Genomic DNA, 19,570 nt, shown 5'->3' with positions numbered 1-19,570 from the left:
GGCATGCGCTACGTCATGCGGGAGGGCCGCACCGGTCCGGTACGGCCCACCCATCACCCCGATCGTCGGATGGGGTTACTGGCTGTTGATCGTCCAGCGCGGGCCGGACGGGGTGTCCTCGATCGCCAGCCCGGCCAGGCCGAGCTGGTCGCGGATGGCATCCGCGGTGGCGAAGTCCTTGCGCTCGCGCGCCGCCTGCCGCTGGTCCAGGACCAGACGGACCAGCGAGTCGACCACGCCGTGGAGGTCCTCGCCGCGCTCCGTCCCGGCCCAGTGCGGGTCGAGCGGGTCGAGGCCCAGTACACCGAGCATCGCACGGACCTCGGCCAGTCGCGCCACCACGCTCTCCTTGTCGTCCGCGTTCAGGGCGCTGTTGCCCTGGCGGACGGCGGTGTGCACGACGGCCAGCGCCTGCGGCACGCCGAAGTCGTCGTCCATCGCCTCGGCGAAGGCCGGCGGCACCTCGGGCGCCGCGTCGACCGTGCCGCAGCGCTCGACGGCGCGCTGGATGAAGCCCTCGATCCGGCCGAAGCCGGCCTCGGCCTCGCGCAGCGACTCCTCGCTGTACTCGATCATCGAGCGGTAGTGCGGGGCCGCCAGGTAGTAGCGGAGCACGATCGGCCGCCACGCCCGGACCATCTCGGAGACCAGCACCGAGTTGCCCAGCGACTTGCTCATCTTCTCGCCGGCCATGGTGACCCAGGCGTTGTGCACCCAGAAGTTGGCGAAGTCGTCGCCGTAGGCCTTGGACTGGGCGATCTCGTTCTCGTGGTGCGGGAAGATCAGGTCCAGCCCGCCGCCGTGGATGTCGAAGGCCGCGCCCAGGTACTTGTGGGCCATCGCCGAGCACTCCAGGTGCCAGCCCGGACGGCCGCGGCCCCACGGGGTCTCCCAGCTCGGCTCGCCCGGCTTGGCGGCCTTCCACATCGCGAAGTCCCGCTGGTCCCGCTTGCCGGTCTCGCCCTCGCCCTCGGGCTGGCGCAGGTCGGCCAGCTTCTGGTTGGAGAGCGCCAGGTAGTCGGGGTACGACCGCACGTCGAAGTAGACGTTGCCGTCGGCCGCGTAGGCGTGGCCCCTGGAGATGAGCCCCTGCATCATCTCGATCATCTCGGGGATGTGCCCGGTGGCCCGCGGTTCGGCGGTCGGCCGCAGGCAGCCGAGCGCGTCGTAGCCGTCGTTGAAGGCGCGCTCGTTCTCGTAGGCGATCTGCCACCACGGGGTGCCGAGCTCGCGCTCCTTGGCGATGATCTTGTCGTCGATGTCGGTGACGTTCCGGACGAAGGTCACCTGGTAGCCGCGGTAGGCGAACCACCGCTGCATGAGGTCGAAGTTGAGGTACGACCGGATGTGCCCGATGTGTGGCGCCGACTGGACGGTAGCGCCGCACAGGTAGATCGAGACACAACCCGGTACAAGCGGGACGAAGTCGCGTACCTGGCGGGTGCTGGTGTCGTACAGACGAATGCTCACAGCGTCAAGCGTAGTGGGCGGTGGGGGGTGCCCCGCCACATTCCCCGGGACAACGGAGGCGTGATCCCGGGGAAACGGTGGACCGCGGGCGGGCTCAGATGCTGCCGACCACCTTGCGGGGGGTGAGCCGGACGACCACCCGGACGTCGTCCGGGCCGTCCCAGGTGTACTTGTCCACGCCGCGGTACTTGGCGGCCAGCTCGTCGATCAGTTCCCGGCCGCCCTCCGTGGTCAGCGAGACCTCACCGCGCGCCTCCAGGTACTCGTACGGGTTGTCCGACGGGTTGACGAGGATCGAAACCCGCGGGTCCCGCACCAGGTTGAGGTGCTTGCGGCGACCCTGGACCGTGGAGAACAGGATGTCGCCGCCGTCCCGCTTGACCCAGACCACCGAGGACTGGGGGCTGCCGTCGGGCTGGATCGTGGAGACCACGGCGAAGCTCTTGTCGTCGAGCAGGGCCTTGGCGCGGTCGGAGAGTTCGGCCCTCATGCGCCCACCCCACTGCGCTCGGCGGGGGCGTTCGCCCACTCGCGCCTCTCGATGATGAGCTCGTTCCACTCGCTCATGGCGGTTACCTCTTCTCGTCGGCGGTTCGGCCCGAGCAGAAGCCCCGTACGGGCCCGGACCGAAGACTAACGATCCGGGCCCCGGGGGCACCCTGTGAACACCCGTCAGGTGCGGGCTTCTTCCCGCCGCTCACCGCGACCGGCTCAACGCCGTTCGTACACCAGGGCGGTGGCGATCGCGGCCAGGCCCTCGGCCCGACCGGTCAGGCCCAGGCCGTCGGTGGTGGTGCCGGAGACGGACACCGGGGCGCCGACCGCCTCGGAGAGCGCGGCCTGCGCCTCGGCGCGCCGCTTGCCGATCTTCGGCCGCACGCCGATCACCTGGACCGCGACGTTGCCGATCTCGAAGCCCGCCTCGCGGACCAGCCGGGCCGCCTCACCGAGCAGCTTCGCCCCGGACGCGCCGGCCCACTCCGGGCGGTCGGTGCCGAAGTGGGCGCCCAGGTCGCCGATCCCGGCGGCCGAGAACAGCGCGTCGCAGGCGGCGTGCGCGGCGACGTCGGCGTCCGAGTGCCCGGAAAGCCCGACCTCGGCGTCCGGCCAGTCCAGCCCGGCCACCCGGAGCGGGCGGCCGGCCTCGAAGGCGTGCACGTCGGTGCCGATCCCGACGCGGGGGATCACGGGAGTCTGCGGGTCAGTAGGCATCGGCGGCCCTCCGGCGGGCGAGTACGGCCTCGGCGAGCACGAGGTCCAGCGGACGGGTGACCTTGAACGCCTCCTCGTGGCCGGGCACCACGACGACCCGGCCGCCGTAGCGCTCCACCAGGCCGGCGTCGTCGGTGACCGGCGGCGCGTCGGCGGTGCCCGCACTCTCCTCGGCCAGCGCCTTGGCGTGCACCTCGACCAGGGTGGCGCGGTCGAAGCCCTGCGGGGTCTGCACCGCGCGCAGGGTGGCGCGCTCGGGCGTGTCGAGCACCGGCTCGGGACCGCCCGGGTTCGGCTCTACCCGCTTCACCGTGTCGGCCAGCGGCACCGCCGGCACCACCGCCTGCGCCCCGGCCCGGACGGCGGCCGCGACGGTGTCCACCACCTCGACCGGGACCAGCGGGCGGGCCGCGTCGTGCACCAGCACGACCCCGACCTCCTCCGGGATCGCGGCCAGGCCCAGCCGGACCGACTCCTGGCGGGTCGCGCCGCCGGCCACCACCCGGATGTCCTTGCCGTCCAGCCCGTGGCTGTCCAGCAGGGCGACCACCTCGGCCACCCCGTCGGCGGGCGCGGCGACCACGACCAGGCCGACCGCCCGGCTGCGGGCCAGGGCCCGGACGGCGTGCACCAGGAGCGGCACACCTCCCAGTTCCCGCAGGGCCTTCGGGGCCCCGGGCCCCAGCCGCTCACCGCGTCCGGCGGCGGGCACCACTGCTGCTGCAACTGCTCCTGACGCGTTCAGGTTTCACTCCTTCGGCGAAGTGGGTATGGCCATGGCGTGCCCGGCGGGCGCACCGGGCCCCTTCCGAAGAACCACGGTCCACCGCCCGCCGCACAGCTCCGCAAGTCCCGCGCAACAGCGGGTGCAGAAACGGTCTTGCAGGCCTGGACCGGCCAGGGCGCGGGCGTGGTCCGGACACGCCTCAGCGCCCGGAGTGCCACTGCACCACTCCCGGACGGTTCGTCCGAGGAGCGGCGCGCCGGCACCGGGCGCTGTGAGCGTTGGGCGGCAGCCCGACCGCACTGCGGTGGCGCGCGCTACGAGGCGAGGACCTCGTCGAGCAGCGTCTCCGCCTTGTCCTCGTTGGTGTTCTCCGCCAGCGCGAGCTCGCTGACGAGGATCTGGCGCGCCTTCGCGAGCATCCGCTTCTCGCCGGCCGAGAGGCCGCGCTCGCGCTCGCGGCGCCAGAGGTCGCGGACGACCTCGGCGACCTTGATGACGTCACCCGAGGCGAGCTTCTCCAGGTTCGCCTTGTAGCGACGGGACCAGTTGGTCGGCTCTTCCGTGTACGGTGCCCGCAGCACCTCGAAGACCCGGTCCAGACCCTCCTGGCCGACTACATCGCGCACACCGACGAACTCCGCGTTCTCGGCGGGCACGCGGAGCGTCAGGTCTCCCTGCTGCACCTTGAGCACCAGGTAGGTCTTGTCCACACCTTTGATCTGGCGAGTTTCGATGGCCTCGATCAGCGCGGCCCCGTGATGGGGGTAGACCACCGTGTCGCCAACCTTGAACGTCATGTGACAGGACCCCTTCCGTGGCTTTCCAGCTTAACACGCTTCCCGGCGCACCCGAAGGGCGTTTTCGCAGGTCAGGGCCGGTCTCGGGGCTTGACAAGCACCCCCATGACGTGCTGCGACCAGTGTTCGAGAGGGGCTTCCCGCAGGTCGGAGGCGGTTCCGGGGTTCGGCGAAACCCTTGCGCAACACCCCCGCAACCATGATTGGATCTTGAGCTTTCACCTCTTTCCGGGTCGCGGCCGAATCGTTATTCGATCTTGGTCGAACCTTGTCCGCCGGGTGACCCGGACATGTCGAACGTACCGCCGGACGGCCTCCGGCGGCCCTCGGGAGTGCGACACGGGGACCACCCCGTGAGGAGCGCATAAGCGAGGTCGATAATCTGAGTCCTGACCTACCGACACGTGACCTAGGAGAAGCCGCCGCCGTGAGCCGCAGCCTTCGACGCGGCAGCATCGCCGCCATCGCCGCCATCGCCATCGCCTCGCTGTCCTCCTGCGCCGCCGGCAACACGCCGGACACCCTGCAGATCAAGCCCGACAACGCGGCGGCAACCGTCGGGACGAACCTCCGGCTGAACAACATCGTGGTCGTCACCGGGGAGGGCACCGCGGGCAACTACACCGGTCCCGCCAACGTGGTCGTGAACATCGCGAACACCGCGGACACCCCGGCGGAGCTCAAGTCCGTCACCGTCGGCAACGGTGCAGCTGCCACCTTCACGGACGCCGCCGGCGCTCCGCTGTCCAGCATCGTCGTCCCGGCCGGTGGCTCGGTGGCGATCGGCGGCCAGGGCAACCCGTCCGCCACCGTCGCCTCCGCGACCGTCTCCGTCGGCGGCTTCGCCCCGACCGTCTTCACCTTCAAGGACGGCCAGAAGGTCGAGGCCCAGGCCGGCGTGAGCCCGGACTCGGGCGAGAACGGCCGCGGCCTCTACAAGGGCTTCGGTCCGACCCCGTCGCCGACCGCCACCCCCGCCAAGACCACCACCCCCGGTGCCACCGCCCCGGCCACCCCGACCGCCGGCGCCACCCCGGGCGCGCCGACCACCGGTGCCGCCGTCCCGGCCGGCGCCACCACCCCGGCCGTCCCGGCCGCGCACTGACGCCGCACCCCGCCTCCGGCGGGCCCGCCCGGGCCCGCCGGAGCGACGCGAAGGCCCCTTCCGGCTGCCGGCGGGGGCCTTCCGCGTGGTCGGGACGGTTTACGGCTCGAACTTGTAGCCCAGGCCGCGGACGGTGACCAGGTAGCGCGGCGCGCCCGGGTCCGGCTCGATCTTGGCCCGCAGGCGCTTCACGTGGACGTCCAGGGTCTTGGTGTCGCCGACGTAGTCCGCGCCCCACACCCGGTCGATCAGCTGCATCCGGGTGAGCACCCGGCCCGCGTTGCGCAGCAGCATCTCCAGCAGGTCGAACTCCTTGAGCGGCAGGTCGACCTTGGCGCCGTCCACGGTCACCACGTGGCGGTCCACGTCCATCCGGACCGGGCCCGCCTCCAGGGCGCCCGGGCCGCCGCCGTTGTCGCCCGCGCCGCCGTCCTCGCCGCGGCGGCGCAGCACCGCGCGGATCCGCGCGACCAGCTCGCGGGTGGAGTACGGCTTCGTGACGTAGTCGTCAGCGCCTATCTCCAGACCGACGACCTTGTCGATCTCGCTGTCCTTGGCGGTCACCATGATCACCGGGACGTTGGAGCGCACCCGGAGCTGGCGGCAGACCTCGGTGCCGGGCAGGCCCGGCAGCATCAGGTCGAGCAGGACGAGGTCGGCACCGTTGCGTTCGAACTGCTCCAGGGCGTCGGGGCCGGTGGCGGCGACGGCCACCTCGAAGCCCTCCTTGCGAAGCATGTACGAGAGGGCGTCGCTGAACGACTCCTCGTCCTCGACCACCAGTACTCGGGTCACGATCAGGCCTCCGGGGCAAGCTGAGGGGTTGTGTCTGACAGGTGTTGTTCCCGCTCCCCGGCGGGGAGCGAACGGTCCGTACGGCCCGTACGGACCGTGGTGAGGGTTCGGGGTGCGGCGGCGGGTCCGGCGGGGTCGCCGGCCGGCACGTGGTCCGGCTCCTCGCCGAACGCGTCGTCGGGCTCGTCCTCCGCGGGTGCCTGTCCGGCGGGCAGGCGGATGGTGAAGGTCGAACCCTGGCCCTCCACGCTCCACACCGAGACGGTGCCGCCGTGCGAGGCCGCGACGTGCTTGACGATGGACAGGCCCAGGCCGGTGCCACCGGTCGCCCGGGAGCGGGCGGGGTCGACGCGGTAGAACCGCTCGAAGACCCGCTCGCGGTCCTTCTCGGAGATGCCGATGCCCTGGTCGGTGACCGAGATCTCGATGAGCTCGCCGTCCGCCTCGCCGAGCGCCGCGGCGCTGGAGATCCGGCGGGTGGCGATGGCCACCCTGGTGCGGGGCGGGCTGTAGTTGACGGCGTTCTCGACCAGGTTGCCGAGCGCGGCGGCGAGCTGGCCGCGGTTGCCGTGCAGGTAGAGGCCGGCGATGCCGCCCGCCGCGATCAGGATCTGCTTGGCGGCGGCCTGCTGGCGGCAGCGGTCGATCGCCTCGGCGATCAGCTCGTCCACCGCGACCGGCTCCGGGTCGACCATGAGCCGGTCGTCCTGGACCCGGGAGAGGTCGATGATCTCCTGGACCAGGCTGGCCAGCCTGGTCGCCTCGACCTGCATCCGGCCGGCGAAGCGCTGCACCGCCTCCGGGTCGTCGGACGCGTCGGCGACGGCCTCGGAGAGCAGCGACAGGGCGCCGACCGGGGTCTTCAGCTCGTGGCTGACGTTGGCCACGAAGTCCCGGCGGACGGCCTCCACCCGGCGCCGCTCGGTCTGGTCCTCGACCAGCACCAGCACCAGCCGGGAGCCCAGCGGGGCCACCCGGACCGAGACCGCGAGCGGCTCCGCCGCGCGGGCCGCGCCCGGCCGGGGCACCTCCAGCTCGACCTGGCGGATCTCGCCGTCCCGGCGGGTGGAGCGGGCCAGCGCGAGCATCTGGTCCACGGCGACGGCGCCGCCGCGCACCAGGCCCATCGCGTACGCCGCCGAGCTGGCCTTGACCACCTCGTCGCCCTCGCCCAGCACGATCGCGCAGGAGCGGAGCACGGAGAGCACGGTGTCGACCCCCGGCGGCAGCGGCGGCTCGGGGTTGCCGGTGCCCAGTGACTGGTACCGGCCGTGGTTCCTGCCGCCGGTTCCGCTGTACTTGCCCCTGGCCTGCTCGCGCTCGCTCCAGCGGAAGGCGATGGAGGCGGTGAGGCCGACGCCGAGCCCGGCTATGGCACAGGCAGCGGCGGCGGCCACGTTCACGTCCATGTGGCCAGCGTAAGCGCACGGCCAGGGCAGTCCCCAAGCGCTGGATCAAGGCATCGACCACGCGTTGCCGAGAATTCACCTTCAGGTAGCTGTCGATTCACCGTAGCGGCCGTGCATCGTCGCCCTGACGGCGGAAAGTTGGCCAGGCAGCCCGTGTGGGAGAGATCGGTGCGCCCGACAGCGGCCACCGGCTCGGGTGTGCGCGTACGATGCGCGCCACCAGCAGCGGTCACCCGGACACCGGAAACGACGGTCGGACGGGCTGGCCGGTCGGCACCGCCACCGACACAGCTACTGAGGAGAGAACATGCGCGACGCGTACCACGAGGAACTCGATGCGATCGGCGACAGCCTGGTCGAGATGTCCCGGCTCGTCGGCTCTGCCCTGGGCCGCGCCACCACCGCCCTCCTCGACGCGGACCTGGCGCTGGCGGAGAGCGTGATCGCCGCCGACGAGAAGATCAACGAGCTGCACCACGAGCTGGAGAACCGGGCCATCGACCTGCTGGCCCGCCAGCAGCCGGTCGCCACCGACCTGCGCATCGTCGTCACCTCGCTGCGGATGAGCGCCGACCTGGAGCGCTGCGGCGACCTCGCCCGGCACGTCGCCAAGGTCGCGCGGATGCGCTACCCCGACACCGCCGTGCCGCGCGACCTGCACTCCACCGTCCTGGAGATGGGCCAGCTCGCCCAGCGCCTGGTGGCCAAGGCCGGCCTGGTCATCGCCACCAAGGACGTCGACAAGGCGCTGGAGATGGAGCAGGACGACGACGCGATCGACACCCTGCACCGCGAGCTGCTGTCGCACCTGATCGACGAGCGCTGGCACCACGGCATCGAGACCGCCGTCGACATCACCCTGGTCGGCCGCTACTACGAGCGCTTCGCGGACCACGCGGTGTCGGTCGCCAAGCGCGTGGTGTACCTGGTGACGGGCGAGCACGTGGCCGAGTTCGTGGCCGCCACCGAGGCCGCCGAGGCCGCGCCGGTCGACTGACCTCCGGTACGGGCCCTGCCGGGTGCGGGCCCTGCCGGTCCCGGCATTGCGGCTCACGGCACAGCTGCTCACGGCTCCCCCGAGGGACGGCGAGTAAACCTGAGACGAGGGTGGTGCGGGCGCACGGTCTTCCGTGCGCCCCACCACTGCGCGCCCGTTGACGCCCCCTCCGTCCGGCGGTTTCACTCGACATCGTGGGCACAGGACTGTGCCCGTCACTAGGAGGGAAGCTCGATGAAGGCCAACCCGACCCGACCGGCAACCGCCCACGACACCGTCGAGCCACTCGCCCCGAAGCTGCTTCCCGTCCTCGCGGCCGGCTGCGGCTGCGGCCCCGGCTGCGGCTGCGGCTGCCAGTCCGGTGCGCCCTGCCAGTGCGGCGGCGCCGACGGCGGCTGCTGCGGCCACTGAGCGGTCCGCCGCCCGAGGAGTCCCCCGAGGTACACGGCCTACTGGCGGCCGTGCACCTCGTTCGTTCCCGCGGGCGTCAGAACCGGACGTCGGAGCAGGAGTAGAAGGCGTTCCCGGTGTCGGAGATCGTCCAGACCGCGACGACCACCTGGTGTCCGGTGCGCCCGCTCGGCACGGTCGCGGTGTGGCTGAGCGTGCTCGGCACCTGCTTCCCGCCGTACGGGACGGTCAGGAAGGGCGTCAGGTCCAGGTCGGCCCGGGTGACCGGCCGGCTCGCGTCGTAGCCCGGCTTGGTCATGTAGTACCGGAAGTCGGTGGTCGCGTGCCGGGCGGTGAACGTCCAGGTGAAGGTGAGTGGCCGGCCCGCCGTCACCGGCGTGGTCGGCCAGGCGCCCCCGTGCGGGTCGTCCAGCTCGGCGAAGCGCGAGTTGCCGCCGGCGCAGATGGTGCCGTCCGAGGGGCCGAGGGCCGGGAAGCCCTTGGGACCCTCGGCGCTCTGCGGCTCCCACTGGATGTCACCGCAGTCCCAGGGGACGGCGCTCGTGTGCACGTCGCAGAGCGCGGCTCTGCTGGGCGGGGTCGAGATCCAGCCGTGGGACGAGGCCGGGAAGGCGAGGGTCAACGGGATCGCCAGCGCGGCGACGACCGCCGCGACGATGTGGCGTGTGCGCATGGTGCTCCTCCGTGGGGGTGGATGGAGTGTGCGCCGGGGCACAGGCGCGCGCGTGGGGGTGCAGCGGCCCGGACGGGGAGGTCCTGGCATGCCTGCGTCATCCGGTGCACTCACGGTAGGAGTCGCCACCTGGGCCGTCAATGGTCTGAACCATTTTGCCATCACCTGCCCAACTCCCTTGCCAGGCAGGCCGGTTGACCGCGAATCGGCCGAAACGAACGAAGGCCCCGCCGCCCGGTCTGCCGGGGCGGCGGGGCCGTTCCGCTTCTGGGCTTACTTCTTGCCCTGGGTCTGGCCTGTCGATTTTTCAGGCCTGATCAAGGGCTCCTGACCTGGGGCTGAGCCGTCGACAGTTGTCATCGTTGGCCACCCTTGATCGACGCCGGACGGCCCACAGACGGCCCGAGAAGCGGACTACTCCTCCGTCACTCAGCCTCAGGGGCAGGGCCCACAGCTTGGAGCAGGGAAAGGCAATCGCGGCCAAAGTCGGTGAGTACCCAGATGTTGGCGAAGCCATCATCGGCCGTCATCCGCCCCAAGCCGTCATCCCTGACCATGCCTTCAGCAGTCAGCCGACCGATTGAGGCATGGAGCATGTTGGCGAACCCTGGCAGCTCCTGCAATATCTCCGGTTGTCGCCATCCCGGCCAGGCACCCACCCGAGGATCAGACGGCTCAATCAGGCTGGTTGGCTTCGTGAGGAGGTTCATGAGCAGGACCTCCGGTTCGTCGATCCGGGCAAGCCCACGGATACGCAGGCGCTCAACATCGACCTCCGCTTCGTCACGAACACCACGCGCAAGGCAGCCAGCCAGCGCACGAATCTTCGCGTCATAGGGTGTGTCCATCGCAGCCTGCACACTCTCTGACAGCAGTGCCAGCAGCCTGGGGCTGCTCTCGATGGTCTCAGCAAGACGGTTGGCATCAGTGCCCGCAGCGGCAGCCGCCTCACGCACAAGCTGACTCGCGCGCCGCTCCCGCCATCGCGCGATCACGCCGAAGAGCCGGCCGCCGGCCACATCGACCAGCTCCTTGCCCGCAGCAGCTGCGATGCCGAGTTCGGGACTGATCAAGCCAGCGGCAGCCGCCCCAGCACTCGTCACGCTTCGCATCGCTATCTCGGCAGCGCCTGTTCTCTCACCATCCGTCATAGCTGAGGAGAGTAGACCTAATCCGGCCTCCCCAGAGCGCGCGAGACCGCCAGCTACCGCAAGTCCATCGCCCTGTCTCGATGCAGGGCCGCCCCCAGGGTCTCATCTGCTGGCTCTCCGTGCCTGGCCGTTGGATCGGCCAGGCACGGAGAGCCCGAGCCAGGTGCTGTCAGGGCAGCTGGCAGAACGCCACGGTTGCGTCGTCGCCCGACTTGAACCGCGGCCAGCGGCGCCCGTCCGGATCTGTAGCCTCGGTCTTCCGAACCTCCGAGATCAGGCCGTCCGCGCCAGCCTCCCGGAGCATCGCGAACGCGTCCGCCCAGGATGCCGTGCCGTACTCGGTCACGAGGCGCGAGACTCCATCGGACAGGACGGCCACCGAGCGGACCCCGGCGATCGACACCCCGCCCGTCAGTGCATGGCGCGCCGCTTCTCCGGTGGAGGCGGCCACCCAGTAGCCGTCCATGGTGTTCCGGGTGAGCCGCTGAGCCTCGACCATCCGGCGGACGGCCTCGGCGTGCTCCGGCGTGCCGGTGGCGAACTGTTCCGTCTCCGCCCGGAGTTCCGGCACCACGGTGTCCACCCGCAGGTCGGTGACCACCTGGCAGTCGCCGGCCCGCTCGAAGACGATGGGCGAGTCCGCGAGAACGAGGTAGTCGAACCGGTCGGCGTCGGCCCGCAGGATCGAGACCGTGGCGGACGGCGTACCGGGGTTGCCGAGGTCGCACCCGGGGTGGAGCGCCGCCACCTGCTCCAGCGCTTCCGCCAGCCCGTCAGCCAGCGGCCGGCCGGGCTCTGCCAGTGCGGCCACCAGGTGGCCGCCGAGTTGGGAGACGTACCACGGCACGCCGTGCCGACAACCGGTGTCCAACCCGGCCGTGCTCAGGCCGTCCAGGACGACGGCGAGCGTCGGCGTAGCCGCCACCCAGTCCTCATTGGGGTTCGTGCCACCGGGTGCGGTGGCGATGGAGACGCGCATCTGTCAGCCCTCGTGTCGGTAGATCGGGGTGATCCTGCTGCTCTCCAGAACTTCCAGAGTCTGCGGGTCGTAACGGCAGGAGATGAGCGTGGAGAAACGCTTCGTCCGCACCTCGCGGTACAGCTCGCCGAGGTGGTTCTCCAGGTAGTGCACGACGCCGTTCGCGCCGATCGCGTGGATGCCCGCGACGTAGAGGAACGTCCCCTTGCCGTCGAGGCGGGGAAGCCGAGCGAGGTAGCCGACATCCCCGGCCGTGCCGTCCACGTCGAGCGGGGAGCGGTACTCCGTCTCGGTGTGCAGGTCCACCAGGTGCCAAGCCGTGTCCTTGCGGAACCGCAGGTTGTCGTCACCTTCAAGCACCTGGGCCACGATCGGGGACAGCCGCGGGCCGCAGATGACGACCAGGTGCTCACGGTTGAGGTTCACGATGCCAGACGGCGGGATGACCTCGTACTCGGAGTCGAGTTTCAGACCCGCGAACAGCTTCCGCAGGTGCTCGTAGTTGTTCAGGTCTTCCCTGGTCACGACCTGGCTTGGGTTCTCGTCCGGGGACTTCCCCGCCTCGTACTTGCCGCCGACAGCCACGGTCATCGGCCCCAGGCCGAAGAAGGCCCGCTCCGGCGCGGGGCCGGCCGACGCGAGCTGACCGACACGCCCACGGCTTACGCCAAGCAGGGCAGCAATCTCGGTCTGCGACATGCCCGACGCCGATGCCTCTTCGATGGCCTCCCGGCGGACCCGGGACAGCTCGACCACCCGGTTCTGATAGTCCGCCATCAGGGCAATCGCCGCCTTGGCCCGGTCGATCGGGACGGCCACGTTGGCCACCCGCTCAAGCTCCTCGTGCATGGTGATCCCTTCACTGCCTAGGGGGGCGAAGCAAGCCTACCGCTAGAGGGGCTTGACGCACAGGTAGCGACTGCCTACCTTGGGTATCGCGAGAGAGCGAAAGCCCCCCTAAGCAACACGGGGAAAGGGCCTAGCACTTCGTTGACCTGCGAAAACGCAGCGGAGCGGCGCCCCAACCGCCAAGTCAGTACGCCGCTCCATGCCCCAATGAAGGGAGTTCCATCATGCACGGATCGCTCGCCACTCAGCCGCTGACCATCGGTGCCGTCCAGACGTTCGTGGACGTGTGGGGGGAGCCGGAGGTGACCGAGACGGCCCCGCGTGTGGCGGTGCAGATGACGCTGCACCTGTCGTTCGCGGAGATCCTCGGCCGCCTGCTGTTCAGCCCGGGTGCCCTGCTCATGCAGGAGGACCTGGAGAGCGGCAACGAGGAGAAGATCGTCGGGTGCCTGTGGTTCGCCATGGCGCAGGCCAACGTGAACGACGCCGAGGACTACGCGGACATGGCCATGGACGTCTACTACGGCCGTCGGCGCCGTGACCTGCGGGACTTCGCGGCCCGCCTCGGCGCTGCCGTGACCCGCACCTTCGGTGTCACCGCCCCTCAGCCGCCCGCGCCGACCGCCGCCCCGGTCCTGTCCCTGGTGACCCCGGTCGCCGCGAAGGCGGTGGTGGCGTGAACACGGTCGTTGAGATCCGCCGGTGCCCGCGCTGCTCGGCCCGGCTCAGCCGCAGCAACCCCGACACGCTGTGCGGCCCGTGCCGCCGGACGGTCGGCCCGGAGGACACCCGCCGCAGCCGCCTGGCCGAGTTCCGCGAGTCCGCCCCGGTCGTGGCCCCCGTCGTGGCGGAGGGCCCGGACCTGGGCGCGGTCCTGCGCAACTTCCGCACCCGGACCCAGCTCAAGCAGCTCGACCTGGCGGACCTGCTCGGCTTCAGCCAGTCGTACGTGTCGCTGCTGGAGCGCGGCAAGCGCACCATCCGCGACATCGCCGAGCTGCGGCGCATCGCCGCCGTCCTGCGCCTGCCGGAGGCAGCGTTCGGCCTGCTCCCGCTGGCGGTGGCCGCGTGAACAACCCCGACCCGCACATGCCCTCGCTCGCCGAACTGGTCAGCTACACCAGCCGGGAGCCCCTGACGGTCAAGCAGATCGCCGCCGCGCTCGGCACCACGAAGTGGACCGTGCACCGCGAGATCAACTCCGGCCGCCTGCCGCACTACCGCATCGGCTCTCACATCCGCGTCCAACGCTCGGTCTTCAGGACCTACCTGAAGGACTTGAACGTCCCCGTCGGCATCACCGGCATCGCGGGCTGACAGCCCCGGCTCCAGCGGCGCTCACGCCCGCTCACAGGCGCTCACCGGGTGCCGCTGAAGTCCGACCGGCCGGGCCTGAAACGGCGCCCGGGGCGGGTGAACACTCACCGGTGAACACGAAGGCGCTCACCGCGCTCACGGGCCGCTCACGAAGCGGACCTGAAGCCCGGGCGGGCGGACCTGAAGAGACCACCCCGGCGCCTGAAACGGCCCCCGGTTCGGGTGAGCGTTCACCGGTGAACGCCCCGGGTGTTCACCCCACTCACGACCCACTCACCGGCCGGACCTGAAACGCCCGGCCCCGCCCCTGAAACGGCCCAGGGCCCGGCCGAAGCCCCCGGCTGTGGACCCGAAACCGCTGATCAGAGCAGGGTGAACGCCAGTGCCACCCGACCGGCCGCCGGTGAACACGGGGACCGGAACAGCGCTTCTCCGGTCTCCGCCCCGCTCGGCCGGCGCCCGGCCCGGTCGCCGTTTCAGGGGCGGGGGTGGCCTCTTCAGGCCCGCCCCGTGAACACCGGTGAGCACCCGACCGACGGCCGGTGAACGCCCCCTCCTTAAGAGCGCTTCTCCTCGGCGGACCGGGGCGAGCGTGCCCCGCCGAGCACCGCCAACTCCCCCAAGGAGAAGCGCTCTTAAAGGGGGAGGTGAGCGCCCGCCGAAGGAGCGTGAGCAGTGCGCGACCCACCACCCAGCCGACTGCCCGACCGCTGACCGACCCGCCCCGCGAACCGCCGGAGAACCCGTGTCTGTCGAAACCCTCCCCTCCACCGCCGACGGCCGACCACAGGCCCGACCGAACCCGATGTACGACCCCGCGCCCGGCATCGTGCGCCCCGAGCGGCCGGGCCCCGTCCCGGACCCGGAGGTGTTCTGCGGCTGGGCCGGAGAGACCGTCGCCGCCCTCGACCCGACCACGGAGGCCGACCCCGTCGGCATCCTCGTGAACCTCCTGTCCGCCGCGGGCGCGGCCATCGGACCGGGGCCGTTCATGTGGATCGGCAACGACCGCCACCCCGCCCTGATCTGGGCCCTCACCATCGGCGGCACCTCCCTGGGCAGGAAGGGCGCCGCCACCAACACCGTGCGCCGCCTGCTCAAGGCCGCCGTCCCGGACTTCATCGCCTCCAACACCCGCTCCGGCCTGTCCTCCGGCGAAGGCCTGATCGACATGGTCCGCGACGGCGACGGCGACAAGGACCCCGGTGTCACCGACAAGCGACTGTGGGTGATCGAGTCCGAGTACGGCGTCACCATGGCCCGGGGACGCCGCGAGGGCTCGTCCCTGAGCGGCATCCTGCGCCAGGCCTGGAACGGCGAAGACCTCGGCGTCATGAACCGCGACGCGCTGCACGCCACCGCCCCGCACATCGCCGTCATCGGCCACATCAGCTCCCGCGAGCTGCGGGCCAAGATGCAGGACGCCGAGATGGCCGGCGGCACCTACAACCGCTTCCTCGCCATCGCTGTCTGGCGCAACCTCCTGCTGCCCGATGCCCCCGGTGCCTCCGACGAGCTGATCGACAACCTCGCCTCCGCCTGGCGGACCGTCATCACCGACGCCCGCCGCCTCGGCGAAGTCCAGCTCACCCCCGAGGCCGCCCAGCTCTGGCGTGACGAGGTCTACCTGGCGCTGTGCGGGGACGAGGGCGACGAAGGCCCGATCGCCGAGTTCACCGCCCGCGCCGCCCCCTACGCCAAGCGCGCTGCCATGGTCTACGCCCTGACCGACCACACCGACCGCATCGGCGAAGCCCACCTGCGGGCCGCGTGGGCCCTCGTGCGGTACGCCCGCGCCAGCGCCGCCCACGTCCTGGGCCCCACCGCCGCCGCCAGCACCGGCGATCCGCACCTGGACAAGCTACTGAACGCGGTGAAGACCGCCGGGCCGTCCGGCATGACGCAGAGCCAGGTGCAGGTGCTCCTGAAGCGGCTCAACGCCACCCAGCGCGCCGACGTCACCGCCCGCCTGGTGCAGCTGCCCGGCTTCGCCGCCGCCCAGCTCTCCACCGGCGGACGCCACCAGACCGTCTACCTCTACGCCCCGCCCGACTGAGGAGCGGTCCGGAAAGGCCGGAAAGCCCGCAAAGGCTCCTGACCTGCGGAAACGGCTGGCGGAAAGTGGTCCGGAATGGTCCGCGAAGGGGTCCGCGAACCCCGGCCGCCCGGCTTCCCGGCCCCTTTCCAGACCATTCCGGACGGCTTTCCGCCACACAAAACCCCAGCTCAGACCCCTTTCCAGCCTTTCCGGCCTTTCCGGACCGCACCGGACCCGAACGGAGACCGTCCCATGACCCGCCCGACCCCCACCCGACCCGCCGCCCGACCGGCCACCCGGGCGGAAGTCCCACCGGCCGCCACGACGCCCCGGGCCCGCTCCCCACCACGGACGGCCGGGCAGAAGAAGCCACCCCACCCCCCGGCGGGCGGGTGGACTCTTCCCTCCGCGCCACACGGCCACCGGCCCGCAGAGCGAGCCGCCCCGGCACCGGCCGGGCAACAGCCGGTGACCTCCCACCCACCCCCCACCCGAGGAAAACCCCTCCCCCGCCCGTCCAGGGCCCCCGGGAGGCGCTCCCGGGCCGGGCGGAGGGGTGGGTGGGAGGTCACTCTCCGCGCTCACTTTCATCACCCGCTCCGTGAATCCGGGGGTCCCACGTACGCGTGCACGCGTACGCGCGAAGGAGCCCCCGACCGACACACAGCGTCACCAACGGCCCGCCGCCCGACCGTCAGGCCCGAAGCGTCAGAAACCGTCTGACGGCCCTGACGCCCAGATCCCCGGGTAACGCGCACGCGCGCGCGAGCTGACGCGTCTGACACCCCGTTCTGACGCCCCTGACACCCCTGCCTGACACCCGCCCTGACGGCCCTGACACCCACCCGCCGACCGATCTGACGGTCCTGACACCCCGCAGACCCGACCCGCCCCGCCGGCCAACCGCGATCTGACACCCCTGACGGCCGCCCTGACACCCCTGACGCCGTCACCCGCCGCGACCGACCCGACCACCCGACCCGCCGCCCACCGAGCCCACCTGCCGCCTGTCGCCTGTCACCTGTCGTCCCCACCCCGAAACGGGCCCCACAGCCCCGAAACACCCCCCTGACCTGCGCCTTACAGGCGACAGACAGGTGACAGGCGACAGGTGACAGACAGGCGACACGACAGGTGAGGCGACAGGCAGACAACAGCCCCAACCGCCCTGGAGGACACCTTGGCCAACCGCCGCGAACCGGCCGACACCCCGCCCACCGTCGTGCCGCTGCCCGCCCGCTTCCTCGCCCCCGAGGACATCGCCGCGATGTTCGGCGTCCCGCTGGAGACCGTCTACCAGTGGCGCCGCAAGCGCACCGGCCCGCCCGCCTTCCGCGCCGGCCGACACCTCCGCTACCACCCCGACGCCGTCGCCCAGTGGGTGGCGGACCAGAGCCGAGAGGCGGCCTGAGCCATGGCCGGACACATCCAAGACCGCTGGTACAAGACCGAGCCCGGCCCCGACGGCAAGCCGCGGCGCGTCCGCACCGACCGCTACGGCACGGGCAAGCGCTACCGGGCCCGCTACGTCGCCCCGGACGGCACCGAGAAGAGCAAGAGCTTCCCCGACCGGCAGAAGCGGCAGGCGGAGGAGTGGCTGGCCCGGATCGAGGCCGACATGTCGCGTGGCCAGTACCTCGACCCGGCGACGGCGAAGACCACGTTCCAGGAGTTCGCCGAGCACTGGCTGAGGAGCCAGACCAGCGACCCCAACACGCAGGCCTCGATGCAGTCGCAGCTCCGGCGGCACGCCTTCCCGCGGATCGGGGCCCGGCCGCTCGCGTCGTTCCAGCCCAGCCACATCCGGGAGTTCGTCGCCGAGCTGGAGACCTCCGGCATGTCCGGCTCGTACGCCCGGGTCATCTTCTCCAACGTCCGCGCCGTACTGAGCGCCGCCGTGGACGACGGCATCCTGCTCAGGAACCCGTGCGTCGCCCGCACAGTGCGCCCGCCGGCCGTCGGGGCTCGGCGGGTCGTCCCGTGGGAGCCGGAGCGGGTCTTCGCCGTCCGGGAGGCCATGACGGAGCGGTACCGGACGACCGTCGACGTCGGCGCCGGCTGCGGGTTGCGGCAGGGCGAGATCCTCGGCCTGGCCGTGGACGCGCTGGACTTCGACGCCGACACGATGCACGTCACCCAACAGCTCAAGCTGAGCCGGAGCAAGCCGGTCTTCGCGCCGCCGAAGGGCGGGACGCTGCGGAGCGTGCCGCTTCCCCGGCCGGTGGCCGACGCGCTCAGGGCCCACATGGAGCGGTTCCCGGCGGTGGAGATCACGCTGCCGTGGATGAAGGTGGGCGGACCGCCGGTGACGAAGCGCCTGATCTTCACCAGCCTGTCCGACTCGATCGTCTGGCGCGGCATGCTGAACGAGGACCACTGGAAGCCCGCGCTGGCCGCCGCTGGGGTCATCCCGACGCCGGGCAAGGGCGAGTCCTACGCGTCCGCCCGGGAGCACGGCATGCACGCGCTCCGGCACTTCTTCGCATCGGTGCTGCTGGACGCCGGGGAGAGCATCAAGGCGGTGAGCGAGTACCTGGGCCACGCCGATCCGGGGCTGACACTGCGGGTCTACGCCCACCTGATGCCGGACAGCCGGCGCCGGGCCCGGAAGGCGATCGAAGAGGTCTTCAAGCCTCAAGATCACGAAGGCTGACGGCCCACAGGCGGCCCGGGAATGACGACGGCCCCTGATCTGCGCCATACGGGCAGGTCAGGGGCCGTATCGCCAGGCTGATTACTTCTTGCCCTGGTTCTTGACCGCCTCGATGGCGGCCGCGGCGGCGTCCGGGTCGAGGTAGCGGCCGCCCTGGGCGACGGGCTTGAAGTCGGCGTCCAGCTCGTACACCAGCGGGATGCCGGTCGGGATGTTCAGGCCGGCGATGGCCTCGTCGGAGATGCCGTCGAGGTGCTTGACCAGCGCACGCAGGCTGTTGCCGTGGGCGGTGACCAGGACGGTCCGGCCGGCGGCGAGGTCCGGCACGATGGCGTCGTACCAGTACGGGAGCATCCGCTCGACGACGTCCTTCAGGCACTCGGTGCGCGGACGCAGCTCGCTGGGGATCTCGGCGTAGCGCGGGTCGGCGGCCTGCGAGTACTCGGCGTCGTCGGCCAGCACCGGCGGCGGGGTGTCGTACGAGCGGCGCCACAGCTGGAACTGCTCCTCGCCGAACTCGGCCAGGGTCTGGGCCTTGTCCTTGCCCTGCAGCGCGCCGTAGTGGCGCTCGTTCAGCCGCCAGCTGCGGTTGACCGGGATCCAGTGCCGGTCGGCCTTGTCCAGGGCGATCTGGGAGGTGCGGATGGCGCGGCGCAGCAGCGAGGTGTGCACCACGTCGGGAAGCAGACCCTCGGCGGCCAGGAGCTCGCCACCGCGGGCGGCCTCCTTCTCGCCCTTCTCGTTGAGGTCGACATCGACCCAACCGGTGAACAGGTTCTTCTGGTTCCACTGGCTCTCGCCGTGGCGGAGCAGGATGAGTCGGTACGTCGTGTCAGCCATGACCCCCAGCTTAGTGGGGGGTCGAAAAACCCCTGGTGGGGACCTTAGGCCGGTGTGTAATGTGTGCTCCGCGCATCTGACACTTACATGCGTCGGCTGACCGGGCCTGCCGCACCGCTCAGCGGACGCCCACCCCCGGGAGCCCCC

21 protein-coding genes are annotated in these 19,570 nt (G+C 71.4%); 9 read left to right on the top strand and 12 right to left on the bottom strand.

Going from position 1 to position 19,570, the window contains the following annotated elements; genetic code table 11:
* Positions 1 to 75 precede the first annotated feature (75 nt).
* The 5 genes from cysS to AB0O11_RS01310 form a co-directional block, all read right to left on the bottom strand.
* On the bottom strand, positions 76 to 1,470 hold the full coding sequence (cysS, locus tag AB0O11_RS01330; protein ID WP_363380475.1) for a cysteine--tRNA ligase: 1,395 nt from the start codon (positions 1,468 to 1,470) through the stop codon (positions 76 to 78).
* Positions 1,471 to 1,564: 94 nt separating this feature from the next.
* Complete coding sequence (locus AB0O11_RS01325; RefSeq protein ID WP_363380473.1) at positions 1,565 to 1,960, bottom strand: PPOX class F420-dependent oxidoreductase; 396 nt, start codon at positions 1,958 to 1,960, stop codon at positions 1,565 to 1,567.
* 221 nt (positions 1,961 to 2,181) lie between these two features.
* Entirely contained in the window at positions 2,182 to 2,682 is a 501-nt protein-coding gene (gene ispF / locus AB0O11_RS01320) for a 2-C-methyl-D-erythritol 2,4-cyclodiphosphate synthase (protein ID WP_049657183.1), read from the bottom strand.
* A complete protein-coding gene (gene ispD, locus AB0O11_RS01315) occupies positions 2,672 to 3,427 on the bottom strand; it encodes a 2-C-methyl-D-erythritol 4-phosphate cytidylyltransferase (protein WP_363381247.1) in 756 nt (251 codons plus the stop codon). The genes ispF and ispD overlap by 11 nt, the downstream gene beginning before the upstream one ends.
* Before the next feature lie 296 nt (positions 3,428 to 3,723).
* Complete coding sequence (locus AB0O11_RS01310) at positions 3,724 to 4,206, bottom strand: CarD family transcriptional regulator (RefSeq protein ID WP_014136563.1); 483 nt, start codon at positions 4,204 to 4,206, stop codon at positions 3,724 to 3,726.
* Positions 4,207 to 4,633: 427 nt separating this feature from the next.
* Between AB0O11_RS01310 and AB0O11_RS01305 the strand changes: the two genes are divergently transcribed.
* The gene (locus AB0O11_RS01305; protein ID WP_363380469.1) at positions 4,634 to 5,311 is read left to right on the top strand and encodes a DUF461 domain-containing protein; all 678 of its coding nucleotides are present in this window, start codon (positions 4,634 to 4,636) and stop codon (positions 5,309 to 5,311) included.
* Between the two features lie 99 nt (positions 5,312 to 5,410).
* Here the strand turns inward: AB0O11_RS01305 and AB0O11_RS01300 are convergent, their stop codons facing one another.
* Together AB0O11_RS01300 and AB0O11_RS01295 are read right to left on the bottom strand one after the other, a co-directional pair.
* On the bottom strand, positions 5,411 to 6,106 hold the full coding sequence (locus AB0O11_RS01300; RefSeq protein WP_031069385.1) for a response regulator transcription factor: 696 nt from the start codon (positions 6,104 to 6,106) through the stop codon (positions 5,411 to 5,413).
* Positions 6,107 to 6,108: 2 nt separating this feature from the next.
* Positions 6,109 to 7,515: an ATP-binding protein gene (locus AB0O11_RS01295; RefSeq protein ID WP_363380467.1), complete on the bottom strand. Its 1,407-nt coding sequence runs from the start codon at positions 7,513 to 7,515 to the stop codon at positions 6,109 to 6,111.
* 307 nt (positions 7,516 to 7,822) lie between these two features.
* Here AB0O11_RS01295 and phoU point away from each other — a divergent pair, with 307 nt between their 5' ends.
* Both phoU and AB0O11_RS01285 read left to right on the top strand, forming a co-directional pair.
* A complete protein-coding gene (gene phoU, locus AB0O11_RS01290) occupies positions 7,823 to 8,512 on the top strand; it encodes a phosphate signaling complex protein PhoU (protein ID WP_363380464.1) in 690 nt (229 codons plus the stop codon).
* Positions 8,513 to 8,746: 234 nt separating this feature from the next.
* Positions 8,747 to 8,923 (top strand): hypothetical protein, encoded by a 177-nt coding sequence (locus AB0O11_RS01285; RefSeq protein WP_224282645.1) that lies wholly within the window; start codon positions 8,747 to 8,749, stop codon positions 8,921 to 8,923.
* Positions 8,924 to 8,999: 76 nt separating this feature from the next.
* Here the strand turns inward: AB0O11_RS01285 and AB0O11_RS01280 are convergent, their stop codons facing one another.
* From AB0O11_RS01280 to AB0O11_RS01265, 4 genes are all read right to left on the bottom strand, one after another.
* Positions 9,000 to 9,596 carry a lytic polysaccharide monooxygenase gene (locus AB0O11_RS01280; RefSeq protein ID WP_363380463.1) on the bottom strand — a complete coding sequence of 199 codons (597 nt, stop codon included), beginning with the start codon at positions 9,594 to 9,596 and terminating at the stop codon, positions 9,000 to 9,002.
* 425 nt (positions 9,597 to 10,021) lie between these two features.
* Entirely contained in the window at positions 10,022 to 10,747 is a 726-nt protein-coding gene (locus AB0O11_RS01275) for a hypothetical protein (protein ID WP_363380460.1), read from the bottom strand.
* Between the two features lie 169 nt (positions 10,748 to 10,916).
* Positions 10,917 to 11,726, bottom strand: a complete 810-nt coding sequence (locus tag AB0O11_RS01270; RefSeq protein WP_363380457.1) for a hypothetical protein — start codon at positions 11,724 to 11,726, stop codon at positions 10,917 to 10,919.
* Between the two features lie 3 nt (positions 11,727 to 11,729).
* Positions 11,730 to 12,575, bottom strand: coding sequence for a sigma-70 family RNA polymerase sigma factor (locus AB0O11_RS01265; RefSeq protein WP_363380455.1), 846 nt, complete (start codon positions 12,573 to 12,575; stop codon positions 11,730 to 11,732).
* Positions 12,576 to 12,799: 224 nt separating this feature from the next.
* Here AB0O11_RS01265 and AB0O11_RS01260 point away from each other — a divergent pair, with 224 nt between their 5' ends.
* From AB0O11_RS01260 to AB0O11_RS01235, 6 genes are all read left to right on the top strand, one after another.
* Entirely contained in the window at positions 12,800 to 13,255 is a 456-nt protein-coding gene (locus AB0O11_RS01260) for a hypothetical protein (protein WP_363380452.1), read from the top strand.
* Complete coding sequence (locus AB0O11_RS01255) at positions 13,252 to 13,647, top strand: helix-turn-helix transcriptional regulator (RefSeq protein WP_363380450.1); 396 nt, start codon at positions 13,252 to 13,254, stop codon at positions 13,645 to 13,647. Before AB0O11_RS01260 ends, AB0O11_RS01255 begins: the two co-directional genes overlap by 4 nt.
* Positions 13,644 to 13,892 carry a helix-turn-helix domain-containing protein gene (locus AB0O11_RS01250; RefSeq protein WP_363380447.1) on the top strand — a complete coding sequence of 83 codons (249 nt, stop codon included), beginning with the start codon at positions 13,644 to 13,646 and terminating at the stop codon, positions 13,890 to 13,892. Before AB0O11_RS01255 ends, AB0O11_RS01250 begins: the two co-directional genes overlap by 4 nt.
* Before the next feature lie 745 nt (positions 13,893 to 14,637).
* Positions 14,638 to 15,948, top strand: coding sequence for a DUF3987 domain-containing protein (locus tag AB0O11_RS01245; protein ID WP_363380444.1), 1,311 nt, complete (start codon positions 14,638 to 14,640; stop codon positions 15,946 to 15,948).
* A 1,162-nt stretch (positions 15,949 to 17,110) separates the two neighbouring features.
* Positions 17,111 to 17,341 carry a helix-turn-helix domain-containing protein gene (locus AB0O11_RS01240; protein ID WP_363380442.1) on the top strand — a complete coding sequence of 77 codons (231 nt, stop codon included), beginning with the start codon at positions 17,111 to 17,113 and terminating at the stop codon, positions 17,339 to 17,341.
* A gap of 3 nt (positions 17,342 to 17,344) precedes the next feature.
* Entirely contained in the window at positions 17,345 to 18,583 is a 1,239-nt protein-coding gene (locus tag AB0O11_RS01235; protein ID WP_363380439.1) for a site-specific integrase, read from the top strand.
* An 81-nt stretch (positions 18,584 to 18,664) separates the two neighbouring features.
* On the opposite strand, the gene AB0O11_RS01230 is transcribed toward AB0O11_RS01235, so the two are convergent.
* Positions 18,665 to 19,423, bottom strand: coding sequence for a phosphoglyceromutase (locus tag AB0O11_RS01230; protein WP_363380437.1), 759 nt, complete (start codon positions 19,421 to 19,423; stop codon positions 18,665 to 18,667).
* Positions 19,424 to 19,570 lie beyond the last annotated feature (147 nt).

The sequence above is a fragment of the Kitasatospora sp. NPDC093102 genome, from assembly GCF_040683915.1.
Taxonomy (GTDB): Bacteria; Actinomycetota; Actinomycetes; order Streptomycetales; family Streptomycetaceae; genus Kitasatospora.
The sequence above is the reverse complement of the archived record's forward strand: the minus strand, read 5'-3'. Positions and strand labels throughout refer to the sequence as shown.